The 14,603-nt window shown below is 68.0% G+C and carries 13 protein-coding genes; 11 read left to right on the forward strand and 2 right to left on the reverse strand.

Annotation, left to right across the window (positions count from 1 at the left end):
• The first annotated feature begins 69 nt into the window (after positions 1–69).
• The 11 genes from R2910_00510 (at position 70) to R2910_00560 (ending at position 11,050) form a co-directional block, all read left to right on the forward strand.
• A complete protein-coding gene (locus R2910_00510) occupies positions 70–444 on the forward strand; it encodes a metalloregulator ArsR/SmtB family transcription factor (GenBank protein MEZ4411448.1) in 375 nt (124 codons plus the stop codon).
• Positions 441–1,148, forward strand: a complete 708-nt coding sequence (locus R2910_00515) for a response regulator transcription factor (GenBank protein ID MEZ4411449.1) — start codon at positions 441–443, stop codon at positions 1,146–1,148. The genes R2910_00510 and R2910_00515 overlap by 4 nt, the downstream gene beginning before the upstream one ends.
• The gene (locus R2910_00520) at positions 1,145–2,887 is read left to right on the forward strand and encodes an ATP-binding protein (protein ID MEZ4411450.1); all 1,743 of its coding nucleotides are present in this window, start codon (positions 1,145–1,147) and stop codon (positions 2,885–2,887) included. Before R2910_00515 ends, R2910_00520 begins: the two co-directional genes overlap by 4 nt.
• A gap of 142 nt (positions 2,888–3,029) precedes the next feature.
• On the forward strand, positions 3,030–4,136 hold the full coding sequence (locus tag R2910_00525) for a porin (GenBank protein ID MEZ4411451.1): 1,107 nt from the start codon (positions 3,030–3,032) through the stop codon (positions 4,134–4,136).
• 12 nt (positions 4,137–4,148) lie between these two features.
• A complete protein-coding gene (gene pstS, locus R2910_00530; GenBank protein MEZ4411452.1) occupies positions 4,149–5,192 on the forward strand; it encodes a phosphate ABC transporter substrate-binding protein PstS in 1,044 nt (347 codons plus the stop codon).
• 134 nt (positions 5,193–5,326) lie between these two features.
• Complete coding sequence (pstC, locus tag R2910_00535; GenBank protein MEZ4411453.1) at positions 5,327–6,286, forward strand: phosphate ABC transporter permease subunit PstC; 960 nt, start codon at positions 5,327–5,329, stop codon at positions 6,284–6,286.
• Positions 6,283–7,128 carry a phosphate ABC transporter permease PstA gene (gene pstA / locus R2910_00540; GenBank protein MEZ4411454.1) on the forward strand — a complete coding sequence of 282 codons (846 nt, stop codon included), beginning with the start codon at positions 6,283–6,285 and terminating at the stop codon, positions 7,126–7,128. Before pstC ends, pstA begins: the two co-directional genes overlap by 4 nt.
• Positions 7,121–7,888 (forward strand): phosphate ABC transporter ATP-binding protein PstB, encoded by a 768-nt coding sequence (pstB, locus tag R2910_00545; GenBank protein MEZ4411455.1) that lies wholly within the window; start codon positions 7,121–7,123, stop codon positions 7,886–7,888. Before pstA ends, pstB (R2910_00545) begins: the two co-directional genes overlap by 8 nt.
• Positions 7,885–8,739: a phosphate ABC transporter ATP-binding protein PstB gene (gene pstB / locus R2910_00550; GenBank protein MEZ4411456.1), complete on the forward strand. Its 855-nt coding sequence runs from the start codon at positions 7,885–7,887 to the stop codon at positions 8,737–8,739. Before pstB (R2910_00545) ends, pstB (R2910_00550) begins: the two co-directional genes overlap by 4 nt.
• The gene (gene phoU, locus R2910_00555; protein MEZ4411457.1) at positions 8,736–9,443 is read left to right on the forward strand and encodes a phosphate signaling complex protein PhoU; all 708 of its coding nucleotides are present in this window, start codon (positions 8,736–8,738) and stop codon (positions 9,441–9,443) included. The genes pstB (R2910_00550) and phoU overlap by 4 nt, the downstream gene beginning before the upstream one ends.
• Positions 9,440–11,050, forward strand: coding sequence for a Ppx/GppA phosphatase family protein (locus R2910_00560; protein MEZ4411458.1), 1,611 nt, complete (start codon positions 9,440–9,442; stop codon positions 11,048–11,050). Before phoU ends, R2910_00560 begins: the two co-directional genes overlap by 4 nt.
• On the opposite strand, the gene R2910_00565 is transcribed toward R2910_00560, so the two are convergent.
• Both R2910_00565 and deoC read right to left on the reverse strand, forming a co-directional pair.
• On the reverse strand, positions 11,019–13,418 hold the full coding sequence (locus R2910_00565) for an aldehyde dehydrogenase family protein (GenBank protein ID MEZ4411459.1): 2,400 nt from the start codon (positions 13,416–13,418) through the stop codon (positions 11,019–11,021). The two genes, R2910_00560 and R2910_00565, sit on opposite strands and share 32 nt — an antisense overlap.
• Positions 13,419–13,450: 32 nt before the next feature.
• Positions 13,451–14,455: a deoxyribose-phosphate aldolase gene (deoC, locus tag R2910_00570; GenBank protein ID MEZ4411460.1), complete on the reverse strand. Its 1,005-nt coding sequence runs from the start codon at positions 14,453–14,455 to the stop codon at positions 13,451–13,453.
• Positions 14,456–14,603 lie beyond the last annotated feature (148 nt).

Genomic DNA, 14,603 nt, shown 5'->3' on the forward strand with positions numbered 1-14,603 from the left:
AGGTTTGGCAATGCGCCCGCCCGGGACCCTTGCGCTCCGCAGACGATTCGGATATTCGTTTACGCGCATATGAACCCCCCGTCGCCCACCACGGAACTCCTCGTGGCGCTCGCCGAGCCGACCCGGCTCAGGATACTCAACTGCCTCGCGGCAGCCCCGCTCTTCGTGTCCGACCTGCAGACTATCCTGGCGGTGCCCCAGCCGACCGTGTCGCGGCACCTGAAGGTGCTGAAGGAAGCCAACCTGGTCCGCGATACGCCGATTGCGCAGTTCGTCCTGTACCGCCTCCGACGGGAGACTGGCGTCCGGGGCCGGCTGCTGACGGCTACGCTCGAGGCGCTCGGCCAGGAGGAGCAGATGCGGACCGAACGGCACCAGGCCTCCGATCGAAGCCGTGCCAACCCCCGTGTCCGGCTCGCCACGCCGGTGGAGTCCTCGTCATGACACATCGCATTCTCGTGGTCGATGACGAGCCGGACATCACGGCCCTGGTCGCGTACCACCTGGCGAAGGCGGGGTACCGGGTGTCGACCGCCGCCCGCGGGCCGGACGCGCTCAAGGCCGCCGCCGAAGAGCGCCCGGACGTCGTCATTCTCGACCTCATGCTGCCGGGAATGTCAGGGTATGACGTGCTGGCGGAGCTCCGCGCCCGCCCGGAGACCCGCGATATCGGCGTGATCCTGCTGACGGCGCGCAAGCAGGAGGCGGACCGGATCCGCGGGCTCACGCTCGGGGCAGACGATTACCTCACGAAGCCCTTCTCCCCGGCCGAGCTGACCCTGCGGGTCGGCGCGGTCCTTCGCCGCCTCGCCGCGCCGTCCGTGGCGCAGGGCGACACCCTCACGGCCGGCGACATCGTCATCGACCGATCGGCGCTGCGGGCCACCCTCGGTGGCGAGGAACTGGACCTGACCGCCACGGAGTACAAGCTGCTGCTGACGCTGGTGGAGCGCCGGGGCCGGGTACAGACGCGACCCCACCTGCTCGAGACGGTCTGGGAGGCGCAGCCCGACATCCAGACGCGGACCGTCGACATGCACATCCAGCGGCTGCGCACAAAACTGGGGGATGCCGGCCGGCTCATCGAGACCGTTCGAGGCTTCGGCTATCGGTTCCGGGCAACCGACCGCAGTGGGCGGAAGTCGTGACCTTTACCGGGAGAGTCGTCGCGGGCACCCTGCTGGTCCTGGTGGTAAGCGTCGTCGTCCTGCTCTGGACCGCCGACTTCGCCCTGCGCCGGGACCTCGAGGGCGAAGTGGCCACAAACCTCCAGCGGGAGGCGCTGATCGTCCGGGAGGGGCTGCCCGTCGGGGCGGCCGAGGCGCAGGCCTGGATCTACAGGGTCGGGCGGGAGACCGGTTACCGCATCACGCTCATTGCGCCCGATGGTCGGGTTACCGGCGAAAGCGACTACGCCACCCTTCCCCTCCCCGCGATCGAGAACCACGGCCACCGCCCCGAGGTGGTCGCCGCGCTTGCCGATTCACTTGGGGTCAGCAAGCGGAAGAGCGCAACCGTCGGGCGAGAGCTGATATATGTCGCGGTGCCCGGAGGCCCCGGGGTCGTCCGGGTGGCGGCCGATCTCGACCACGTGGACGGCATCGTGCATCGGGCACAGCTGGCCGTGGCCCTCGCCGCGCTGGTTGCGCTCCTGATCGGGACGCTCGTGGCGTGGATCACCGCCGGGTCTGTCACTCGGCCGCTCACCGCCATCACGGAAGCGGCGCGCACCATCGCGGCCGGGCAGGCTCCGCGCTTCCCTCACTCCGGGATCCGGGACATCGACACGCTCGTCCAGGCGCTCCGGCAGATGCACCACGATCTGGCGGACCGGTTCGAGAACCTGCGCCACGAGCAGGCGGAGTCGGCGGCAATCGTGACAGCCATGGTGGAGGGTGTCGTGGCCGCCGATGCCCGGGGGCAGATCGTCACGGCCAACCCCGCCGCGCGCGAGCTGCTGGGATACGGCCCGAAGACCGCGCTCCCGGACATCCAGCAGCTGTTCCGCGGGCGCTCGGCACGGGAGATCGTGCGACGTGTCAGCGAGGGGACCTCGGTCGAAGGTGAGGAAGTCGGGATCGACGGGCGCAAGATCGTGATCAGCGCGCGGCCGCTCCCCACAGGCGGCGCCATTCTCGTGCTCCATGATCAGACCGAAATCAGGCGGCTGGAAGCGGTTCGCCGGGACTTCGTCGCGAATGTCTCCCATGAACTGAAGACCCCGCTGACCAGCATCTCCGGCTATGCCGAGACACTGCTGGCGGAGCGGCCCGATGCGCAGACGGAACGCCAGTTCCTCGAAACGATTTTGGCCAACGCCCACCGGATGCAGCGCCTGGTCGACGACCTGCTCGACCTGGCGCGGATCGAATCGGGGCGCTGGCAGCCTGACCTCGCCGCGATCGATCTTGCCGACGTCGCCGCCGAGGTGGTCTCAGACTTTGCGGCGCGGGGTGACGACCTGGGTGTCACAATCCTGACCGACATCGCTCCAGGCGCTGGCACGCTGCTGGCCGACCCGGAAGGGGTGCGGCTCGTGCTTCGCAACCTGATCGACAACGCGCTCCGTTACACGCCCGCCGGAGGTCAGATCACCCTCCGGAGCCGGGTCGAGGAAGATGGGATCTTGCTGCAGGTCGAGGACACCGGCAGCGGCATCCCGCGGGAGCACCTCTCCCGGGTCTTCGAACGGTTCTATCGGGTTGACCCGTCCCGTTCCCGGGCCGAAGGCGGTACCGGGCTTGGGCTTGCGATCGTCCGACACACGGTCGAGGCCCACGGCGGCCGCGTGGGGATCGAAAGCGAACTGGGATCGGGGACACGGGTGGCTGCCTGGTTTCCAGGGGGCCTAACCGAGGGCAGAAGCGGGGCCGTTACAAAGCCGTGACCCGACGCACGCACGGGCGTGACGCGCCGTTGCGTTCGTTACGCCGCGATGTCCAGCCCCCCCCGGGCATCGCACGGGCGGGCACTGCGCTCCCCGTCGACAACCCATGGGAGCCGATGCGGCCCCGCACGAAAGGGTGTACATGCGTTCCTCGATGTGTCGTTCGGCCGTGAGCCTCGCCCTGCTGGCCCTGATGACCGCCGGTGTGGCCTCGGCGCAGACCAGCTACCCGAATGTGAAGATGGTCGGCCGCCTGCAGGTCGAGTACTATGACTTCAACAACGGCGACAACGCGATCTACGCCGCCATCCCGACCCGGGCCGCCGAGAGCAACTTTCTCATCAGGCGCGCTCGCATCACGGCCAAGGGCAACCTCAGCCAGAACATTTCGTTCGTCATCCAGCCGAGCTACACGACGGGCCAGTCCGGCCTGATCCTGAAGGACGCCTACCTCGATGTGGCGTTCACCAAGCCGGAGGCCAAGAGCGCCGTCGTGCTTCGCGCCGGCCAGTTCAAGCGGTTCTTCGGCCGGTACGAGCTCACCTCGTCGAACAACCTCCCTTCCATCGAACGTGGCGCCTACCGCGGGCTGGTCCCGGTCTCCTCGAACGACCTCGCCATCGGGAACGGCTTCGCCGCGCACGACCTCGGCGCCGGCCTGATGTACACCGGGCTGGACAAGAAGCTGGCCATCATGGCCAGCGTCATGAATGGCGCGCTTTCTCCGAACAACCTGGACATCAACAACTCCAAGTCGTACTACGCCCGCGCCACCTACGCCGTCACCCCGAAGTTGTCGATCGGCGGCTCCTTCGCCAGCCACGACTTCATCCAGACGGTGGACACCTTCCCGACCGACAGCTCCGCCATGAACACCGGCTGGGGCGTCGACGCGCAGTGGGGCGCGCCCGGCGAGGAAGGGCTGTACGTGATGGGTGACTACATGACCGGCCAGAGCATCCTCAACAGCGACAACGGCATCTCCGGCTTCCAGGCGGTCGCGGCATACAACATCCGCATGAAGTCGGCCGACAGCTTCCTCTATGCCATCGAGCCGGCGTTCCGGTACGACCAGGCGGAGCCGAACAACAAGGTTGTCGACGACCAGAGCACGCTCATCACGGCGGGCGTCAACCTCTACCTGACCAGCAAGGCGCAGTTCCGCCTGATGTACGAATCCCAGAGCTTCCAGGACTCCACGCTCAAGACGATCAGCGGCATTCGTACCGCGCTGACCATGAATTTCTAAGGGAGTGACAGCATGACTTTTCGATCCTTCGCCCTCGCGCTCGGCGCGGCCGCCCTCGTGGCGGCCCCCGCCGGCGCGCAGAGCCTGACCGGAGCGGGCGCCACCTTCCCGAATCCGATCTACACGAAGTGGTTCGACGCCTACAACAAGGCGACTGGCGTCCAGATCAACTACCAGTCGATCGGGTCCGGCGGCGGCATTCGCCAGTTCACCCAGGGAACCGTGGACTTCGGCGCCACCGACGGCCCGATGAGCCCCGCCCAGATGGAAGCCGTCCAGAACAACGTGCTGCACATCCCGACGGTCATCGGCGCGGTCGTCCTGACCTACAACCTCCCGTCGCTGGGCACCGCGCAGATTCAGCTCGACGGGGCCACCATCGCCGACATCTACCTCGGGCGCATCACCAAGTGGAACGACAAGCGCATTGCCAGCATGAACGCCGGCGTGGCGCTGCCCAACACCGACATCATCGTCGTCCACCGCTCCGACGGGTCGGGGACCAGCTACATCTTCACCGACTTCCTGACCAAGGTGTCCCGGGAGTGGAAGGACAAGGTCAACTACGCGACCTCCGTCAAGTGGCCGGTCGGTCTCGGCGGCAAGGGCAACGAAGGGGTGACCCAGCAGGTCAAGCAGATCGAAGGGACCATCGGCTACGTTGAGCTGATCTATGCCCTGTCGAACAACCTGCCCTACGCGAAGGTCAAGAACAGCGCCGGCAACTTCGTGGTGCCGAGTCTCGCCTCCGCCACCGCCGCCGCCGCCAGCGCCAAGTTCGCCAAGGACACCGATTTCCGGGTGTCGATCACCAACGCGCCCGGCGCCCAGACCTACCCGATCTCCTCGTTCACCTGGCTGCTCGTCCGGCCGGACTCGAAGGATGCGGGCAAGGCGAAGCTCCTCCGTGACTTCCTCAACTGGATGATCACGCCCGACGCGCAGGCGATGGCTGGTGAGCTCAAGTATGCGCCGCTCCCCGCCGAGGTGGTCGCATTGATCAAGCCCCGGATTGCCGGGCTGAAGGCAAACGGCAAGCCAATTCCTGCCAACTAGTTAGACGCGGAGTTGGGGTGCAACGGCCGGTCCCTGACGGGGCCGGCCGTTCTCATTTCGGCAGTTCCTGTCGTGACATTTCCGTTACACAGCCGTGACCGTCCGCCTACCGTCCCCCGGTAGGTTCCCGCGCTATGGAAGTTTCGAATCCAGCCCCGGACCAGGCCCTCGGCGGCGCCCGCTTCGGCGACCGCTTCTTCAAGGCGCTGCTGACGGTGGCCGCCCTCGCAGTCCCCGTGCTCCTTGGGTTCCTGGTCTGGGAGCTCTGGGTCGGATCACGCGAAGCCATCCATGAGTTCGGCCTCGGATTCCTGACTTCCAGTGATTGGGATCCCGTCGAAGGCCGGTTTGGCGCCCTCCCCCTGATCTTCGGCACCGTCGTCAGCTCCGCGCTCGCCCTGCTGATCGCCGTCCCACTCTCGCTGGGCGTGGCGATCTTCCTGACCGAGTTTGCGCCGATGAAGATCCGTGGTCCTGTGGCCTTCCTCATTGAACTCCTGGCCGCCATCCCGAGCGTGGTCTATGGACTCTGGGGCATCTTCGTGATGATCCCCTTCCTGCGGACCACCATCTACCCATTCCTCAAGGACACCCTCGGCTTCCTCCCCTTCTTCCAGGGACCGATCTACGGACCCGGGATGCTCTCCGCCGCCATCATCCTGGCCATCATGGTCATGCCGTACATCATGTCGGTGTCGCGGGAAGTCCTCCTCGCTGTCCCGAATACCCAGCGCGAAGCCGCCATGGCCCTTGGCGCCACCCGGTGGGAGGCGCTGACAGGCGCTGTGCTCCCCTACGCCCGGTCGGGCATCATCGGCGCCGTCATCCTCGGGCTTGGTCGTGCGCTCGGCGAGACCATGGCGGTCACGATGGTCATCGGCAATCGCCACGAGATCGCCGCGTCGCTCTTTGCCCCCGGGTACACGATGGCTGCGGCCATCGCCAATGAGTTCGCCGAGGCGGTGGAGAACATCCACCTCTCGGCGCTGTCGTACGTGGCCCTGACGCTCTTCGTGGTGACGGTACTGATCAACGCGGCCGCCCGGCTGCTCATCTGGCGCGTCGCCCAGGGCGGCGGAGGGAAGTCGGCATGAACCGCGCCGCCGCCCGCCGCCGTCGCAGCCATTTCATGGTTGGTCTCATGGGACTGGCCGTCGTGATTGCCGTGTTGCCGCTGCTGCTGATTCTCGGCACGCTCGCCGTCAAGGGAGCCAGCAGCCTGAACCTCGCCTTCTTCACCAAGCTGCCCGTGCCGGCCGGCGAGACCGGTGGCGGCGTGATGCACGCCATCGTCGGGACGCTGATGATCGTGGGGACCGCCTGCCTCATCGGGCTGCCGCTCGGCATCGGCGGGGGGATCTACTGCGCGGAGTACCCCGGTTCGAAGCTCGCCACGCTCACCCGGTTCGTATCGGACGTGCTGAACGGCACGCCGTCGATCGTGGTCGGTGTCTTCGCCTGGACCTGGATCGTGGCCTCGCAAAAGCACTTCTCCGCGCTGGCGGGCAGCGTGGCGCTCGCGATTCTCATGATCCCGATGGTCACCCGCACCACGGAAGAGATGATCAAGCTGGTGCCGCACTCCCTCCGGGAGGCGGCGCTCGCGCTGGGCTACTCGCGCTGGCGGACGAGCCTGACCGTGGTGGTGCGCACCACCCTCCCCGGCATCGTGACGGGGAGCCTGCTGGCCGTGGCGCGAGTGGCGGGGGAGACCGCCCCGCTGCTCTTCACGGCGCTGGGCAGCCAGTACCTGTCGTTCAATCTCAACCAGCCGATGGCGGCCCTGCCGCTGGTGGTGTTCACCTACGCCACCGGCCCCTACGAAGAGTGGCACCAGCTGGCGTGGGCCACGGCGCTGGTCCTCATCCTGGTGGTGCTGGTGCTCAGCATCGCCGCACGGTTGGCGACGCGGCGAAAGTTCACCCAGCATGGCTGACCATCCGGCCCGTATCGCCACCGAGCGCCTGAGCGCCATGTACGGGAAGATCACGGCCGTCAAGGACGTCACCCTCGGCTTTGCTCCCAACCGGGTCCACGCCCTGATCGGCCCCAGCGGTTGCGGGAAGTCCACCTTCCTCCGCTCGTTGAACCGGATGCACGAGCTGACGCCCGGAGGCTGGATCACCGGACGCGTCCTGCTCGACGGCAAGGACGTCTACTCGGCCAAGGTCAACCCGATGCAGCTGCGGCGCCGGGTCGGGATGGTCTTCCAGAAACCGACTCCCTTCCCGACGATGTCCATCTTCGATAACGTGGCGGCTGGGCTGCGCGTGGGGGAGCGGCGCTCGCGGACGGAAGTGGCGGCCACGGTTGAACAGGCGCTGCGCGGCGCCGCGCTCTGGGACGAGGTCAAGGACCGGCTCAAGGCCAGCGCGCTCGCCCTGTCCGGCGGCCAGCAGCAGCGGCTCTGCGTGGCGCGCACCATTGCCCCGAAGCCGGAAGTGGTGCTCCTCGACGAGCCGACGGCCTCGCTCGACCCGCAGGGCACCCAGCGCATTGAGGAGTTGCTCTTCACGCTGAAGAAGGAGTTCACGATCGTCATCGTGACCCACAACATGCAGCAAGCCGCCCGGGTCTCGGACACGACCACCTTCTTCTACATGGGCGGCATGGTCGAGACCGGCGCGACGCGGCAGCTCTTCACCTCGCCCGCGCGCGAAGAAACGGAAGCCTACATCACCGGACGGTTCGGATGACCTCCACCCTCGTCGAACGGAAGGCCATGCCGCACGCATCCAGCCTCAGGCCGACGCTCGCCCCGCGGCGGGACGCGGCACGAACTCACGCGACCGGCGAGCCGGTCGTGGAAGCGCGGGACTTCCGCTTTTCCTACGGCGCCACAGAGGTGCTCAAGGGGATCTCGCTCAAGGTGCAGCGCCACGCGGTCACCGCCATCATCGGGCCCTCGGGCTGTGGCAAGTCCACGTTCCTCCGCGCCATCAACCGGATGCACGAACTGCTCCCCGACGTCTCCCACGCCGGTGAGCTGCTGCTCGACGGCCAGTCGATCTACGGGCCCGGGCGGGATCTCGTGGACCTTCGGCGACGGATCGGGATGGTGTTCCAGCGCCCCAACCCCTTCCCGAAGTCTATCTTCGACAACGTCGCCTACGGCCCGGTGGTGAACCGGCTGACCCTGAAGCGGGACCTCCCCGAGCTGGTGGAGCGCTGCCTCCGGCAGGCCGCCCTCTGGGACGAGGTGAAGGATCGCCTGCACGAACCCGGCACCGGGCTCTCGGGCGGCCAGCAGCAGCGCCTCTGCATCGCCCGCGCGCTGGCCAATGCCCCTGACGTCCTGTTGATGGACGAGCCCTGCTCGGCGCTGGACCCGATCGCGACCCAGAAGGTGGAGGAACTCATCTTCGAGTTGAAGCAGCACTACACGATTGCGATCGTGACGCACAACATGCAGCAGGCCGCCCGCGTGTCCGACTTCACCGGCTTCTTCGACCGCGGTGAGTTGATCGAGTTCGGTGACACGGAGCAGCTGTTCACCGCCCCGGCGCACGACCGCACCGAGGCGTACATCACGGGGAGATTCGGATGACCGAGGCCCATCGGCATTTTCACGACGACCTGAGCCAGGTCAAGATTCGCCTGCTGACCATGTCCGGGGAGGCTGAAGCCGCGCTCGGGCTGGCCGTGGACGCGCTGCTCGAGCGCGACACCGCCAAGGCGGAGGCCGTGGTGGCCAGCGACCGGGTTATCGACCAGATGGAGGTCGAGCTCGAGGAGATGTGCATCAACCTGCTGGCCCTGCAGCAGCCGATGGCGCGCGACCTCCGCATGCTGACCTCCGCGCTGAAGATCGCGAACGACCTCGAACGGGTCGGTGACCACGCGGTGAACATCGCGCAATCGGCGCTGCGCCTCGCGGACCAGCGGGCCATCGCGCCGGAACCGGAAATCGTCGAAATGGCCCGGCTCGCACGCGACATGCTCTCCGACGCGCTCGAGGCCTTCATCCGGGGCGACTCGCAAGCCGGGCGCGAGGTATGCCGCCGTGACGACAAGGTGGACGTGCTCCACCGGTCGGTGTTCCGGATCCTCCTCACCCACATGATGGAGGACCCGCACACGATCGGCGCGGGAATGGAACTCTTCCTCGTCAGCCGCAACCTCGAGCGGGTGGCCGACCTCGCCACCAACATCGGCGAGGACGTGGTATTCCTGGTGGAGGGGAAGTCGATCAAGCATCACGCCGAAGACGTGGGTGACGCGGCCTGGCCCGCGGGGGCCCCGAAACGGTGACGCGGGCGCGCCGGGCCGCGCGCACGCGCCTGGCCGCGATCGACGTGGGGTCGAATTCCATCCGGCTCCTGGTCGCCGAGTACGACCCCGGCACGGGGCTGTCGCCGATCGATGAAATCAAGGCCCAGCCCCGGCTGGCCCAGGGGCTCGCCGCCACCGGACGGCTCGACCCGGAGGCCATCGAACGCGCGCTCGCGGCGCTCCGCCGCATGGCCGATGTGGCCCGGCGCCGCGGGGCCACCCGGATCGCGGCCGTGGCCACCGCCGCGGTGCGAGAAGCAAAGAACGGCGGCGAGTTTGTCCGCCGGGTGCGCGACGAAATCGGACTCCCCCTGCAGGTCATCACCACCGAGCACGAAGCCCAGCTCTCCTATCGGTCCGTCCGCCATCATTTCCGTCTCGACAACACCAAGGCGCTCATCGCCGATATCGGCGGCGGGAGCCTGGAGCTCGTCGGCGCGGTGGACGGCCTCGTCGAGCTCAGCCGGTCATTGCCCTACGGCGCCGTCCGGCTGACGGAGCAGTTCATGCCGGGGAAGCGGGCGCAGCATCGCGAGGTCGGTGCCCTGCGCAAGCACCTGGCCAAGCGCCTCGCGCGCCAGCTCCCCAAGCGGGCCTGGACCGGGGCACGGATCATCGGCTCCGGCGGCACCTTCACCAACCTCGGTCGGATGGTGGTGGCCCGGCGCGGCGGCGACCCCACGGAGCCGGTGCACGGCATCGAGATCACGGTCGCCGAGCTGGAGCACCTGCTGGAATGGCTCTCCACGCGCACCGCGGTGCAGCGCCGCAGCGTCCCGGGACTCAACCCCGAGCGCGCGGACATCATCCTGGCGGGGCTCACCGTCATTGCCGCGCTGCTCGAACGCCTCGACGCCGGCAGCGTAACGGTCAGCGCCTACGGCCTGCGTGAGGGACTGTTGTGGGAGATGGTTGGGGCGTCCGCCGCCGATGCGCCCCCGGTCGACCCGATGCAGCTGGTGCGGGAGTTCGCCGACCGCTGCCGCACCGATCGCCAGCACGTCGAACAGGTTCGCCTGCTGGCGCTCTCGCTCTTCGACCAGATCGGCGAGGCCGTGGGGTGCGCGCCGGAGGAACGGCACATCCTCGAGGCCGCCAGCATCCTGCACGATGTCGGGCAGCTGGTGAGCTACAAGAGTCATCACCGACACAGCTACCAGCTGATCATGCATGCCGACCGCATCGGCCTTGGCGCGCGCGAACGGTCACTCGTGGCGCTGGTCAGTCGATACCATCGCCGCCGCGGACCCAAGAAGTCCGACCCGCCCTTCGCCGCCCTGACCCCTGACGACCAGGCGCTGGTCCGCCGCGTGGCCGGACTCCTCCGGGTCGCCGACGGTCTCGATCGCGGGCATACCGCGGTCGTCGATCAGGTGGTCGCAGAATTGACGCGGAAGAAACTCGTGTTGCGGATTGCCCCGAAGCGCGCCGGCGCCAACATGGCCCTCGAAGGATGGGCGGCGCGCCGCAAGGCCGATCTGCTGCAGAAGGTGCTGGGGCGCAAGATCACCATCACCGCGTCCCTGGCCCCGGCCCCCAAGGCCCGAAAGCGCGCTACTCCCCGTAAGGCACCCAGACGTTCTTGACCTGGGTGGCGTGACGGAGAAACCGCTCCCCCTCCCCGTCCACAGGCACCTCCCAGCGAACACCCCGGCCATGATCCACCCAGGTCTGTTTCAGGTTGCCCGCCGACAGTCGCTCCACCTCCGCGCTCCCCGCCGCTGACCCCCAGTACCACATCGCGTCCACGTCGTCGTGTGCCGCCAGCACCGCCGCCAGCTCCTCGCTGGGCCCGGTCACGATGTTGAGAGCGCCCCCGGGCAGGTCGGAGGTGTCCAGCACCTGGTAGAGATCAGTGGCAAGGAGCGGCCACCGGACAGAAGGCACCGCCACGACGGCGTTGCCCATGGCCAGTGGCGGAATCGTCGTGGAGATGAACCCCAGGAGGGGCCATTCCTCCGGGCAGACCACCGCCATGACTCCCAGCGGCTCCGGCATCGCGAGCGTCACGTTCCGGATTGGCGTATGGTGGACCCGCCCATCCCACTTGTCCGCCCAGGCGGCATAGCTGAAGAGTCGCGACAGCGACATGTCCACCTCCTCCCGGCCCTGCTTCTTGCTCCGCCCGGTGAGGTCGACGATGCGGCTCACAAACTCGTCGCGGCGCGCGTCCAGGTTCTCGGCGATGTAGTACAGCACCTGGGCACGGAGATGCGCCGTGGCCCTGCCCCAGCCGCGCGCCGCATGGGCCGCCTCCACGGCGTTGCGGATGTCCTTCCGGTTGCCATGCCCCACCTCCCCCGCCACCGCACCCGACCGGTCATGCACGGGCAGGCTGTAGCCGGAATCGGGACGCACCTGCGCGCCGCCGATGTAGAGCTTGGGGGTACGGTCAATGGAAGGCTGGGCGGCGGGGCGGCGGGGCGACTTGGCCGTGGCGCCTGCGGAAGCCGAATAGGCGGTCGCCGCCCCCCTGCCCCCCTGCCCCGCGGCCCTGCCGTCCTTCACATACTCCCACAGCCCTTCTTTTCCCCCTTCGCGGCCGAATCCGCTCTCGCGATAACCGCCGAAGCCGGCGGCGGCGTCGAACACGTTGGTGCAGTTGACCCAGACCGAGCCGGCCTTGACCTTCGGGGCGATATCGAGCGCGAGGTTGATGCTCTCCGTCCACACGCTGGCGGCCAGGCCGTACCGGGTGTTGTTGGCGAGCTCCACCGCCTCCGTCGGGGTCCGGAAGCTCATCATCACCACGACGGGTCCGAATATTTCGACCTGGGCCACCGTCGCGGACGGCGCCACGTCGGTGAAGAGCGTGGGGGGATAGAAGTAACCCTCGGTCGGGCAGCTCCATGACGGCTGCCACATCCGGCCCCCCTCCTCCTCCCCCTTCGCCACCAGCTCGCGGATCTTCTCGAGCTGCACCGGCGCAATGATGGCACCGATGTCGATGGCCTTGTCGAGCGGGTCGCCGATGCGGAGGGTCTCCATGCGCGCCTTGAGCCGCGCCTCCAGCTTGGGCGCAATCCCCTCCTGCGCCAGGATGCGCGACCCCGCGCAGCACACCTGCCCCTGGTTGAACCAGATCGCGTCCACAACGCCCTCGACCACACTGTCGAGGTCGGCGTCGTCGAACACGATGAAGGGGGACTTTCCGCCGAGCTCGAGCGAGAGCTTCTTGCCACTCCCGGCGGTGGCGACCCGGATGAGGCGGCCGACGTCAGTCGAGCCGGTGAAGGCAATCTTGTCCACGCCGGGATGGGCCACCAGGGCGGCGCCGGTCCGGCCATCGCCGGTGATGATGTTGACGACCCCGGCGGGCAACCCCGCCTCCTCGCACAGCTCGGCGAACAGCAACGCCGTCAGCGAGGTGAATTCCGCCGGCTTGAGCACCACGGTGTTTCCCATGGCCAGCGCCGGCGCAATCTTCCACGCCAGCATCAGCATCGGGAAATTCCACGGAATGATCTGGCCGGCGACACCGACCGGCTCCATGCCGGGGAGTTCCCGCTCCATCAACTGTGCCCAGCCGGCGTGGTGGTAGAAATGCCGCGCCACCAGCGGAATGTCGATGTCGCGCGACTCGCGGATCGGCTTTCCGTTGTCGAGCGACTCCACCACCGAGAGCAGCCGCGCGTTCCGCTGCACCGCACGGGCGAGGGCATAGAGGTGTCGGGCGCGCGCGTGCCCGCCAATCGCCCACCACCCCGGCTGGGCCTCGCGCGCCGCGGCGACGGCACGATCCACGTCGGCGTCCGAGGCCTGGGTTACCCGGGCGAGTGGCCGTCCGGTCCCCGGGTTGACCGTCTCGAAGAGCTCACCTGGCGCCGTCCACGCCCCTCCAAGAAACAGCCCGAAACGTCCGTCATGCCGCGCGAGCCACTCCTCGGCGGGCTTCGCGGATTCGGGCGCGGGCCCGTACGCCATCGAGGCGAAGATCTCGGGGATGGTTGCCATGGCGGAGTCCTTAGGTCGTCGGCCCGTGAATGCTACGCCAGCGGGTGGCGATGCGAGGCCGAGTAGCGGCCGGTGACGAAATATTCGAGTTGCCGTTCGATGTCGGTCAGCAGTCCGCTCGCCCCGAACCGGAAGAGCTCCGGGCGGAGCCACAGATCGCCCAGTTCGTCCTTCATCATGGCGAGCCAGTCCAGCGAGTCCTTTGCGGTGCGGATCCCACCGGCGGGCTTGAATCCCACTCGGCTGTCCGTGCGCTCGAGGTAGTCCCGGATGGCGCGCGCCATCACCAGCCCGACAGGGAGTGTCGCGTTGACCGGCTCCTTGCCGGTGGAGGTCTTGATGAAGTCGGCGCCGGCCATCATCGCCACCACGCTGGCCCGCGCCACGTTGCGGAGCGTGCCGAGTTCACCCGTCCCGAGGATCACCTTGATGTGGGCATCGCCGCAGGCATCGCGAAAGGTCCGGACCTCGTCGTACAGCGCCTGCCAGTCTCCGCCGAGCACATGTCCCCGGGTGATGACCACGTCGATTTCATCCGCCCCCGCCTCGACCGAGGCGCGAATCTCCGCCACCCGCTGGGGGAACGGGCTGAGTCCGGCAGGAAATCCGGTGGAGACGGCGGCCACCGGAATGCCGGTGCCGCGCAACGCTTCCACCGCCGCCGGCACGAGGCTGTGGTAAACGCAGACCGCCGCCACCCGAATGCCAAGTCCTTCGGCGCCCAGGGCGGCGAGGAGGTCCTCCCGGACCGGCGCACGGGCCTTGGCACAGAGGCGGCGCACCCGGGCCGGGGTGTCGTCGCCCTGCAGGGTGGTGAGGTCCATCAGGGTGATGGCGCGGAGGAGCCAGGCCGCCTGGTATTCCTTCTTGACCGTGCGCCGCTTGGGAATCGTGGCGGCCCGACGCTCGATGGCGCTCCGGTTGGCGCGGATGGCCTGGACCCAGGACAAATCGAGTGGCACCCCGGGATTGCGGGGATGTACCGAGACTGGAAGGTCCGCCGGCGGCGCGCCAGGGCGGCTTGGACTCGTGGGCATTCAGCTCCCCGTCGATGGGCAGATGGCCTGCGCCGCAGGCCTGCATGGAACAGCCCTAATATATGGTATCCCGGCACCGCTGGCGGCGCAGCCGCACCGGCGGCATCTTCCAGAGTCCGTATTGCACAACTTTCAGCCAAGCGTACCT

The sequence above is a fragment of the Gemmatimonadales bacterium genome (assembly GCA_041390145.1).
Taxonomy (GTDB): Bacteria; Gemmatimonadota; Gemmatimonadetes; order Gemmatimonadales; family GWC2-71-9; genus SPDF01.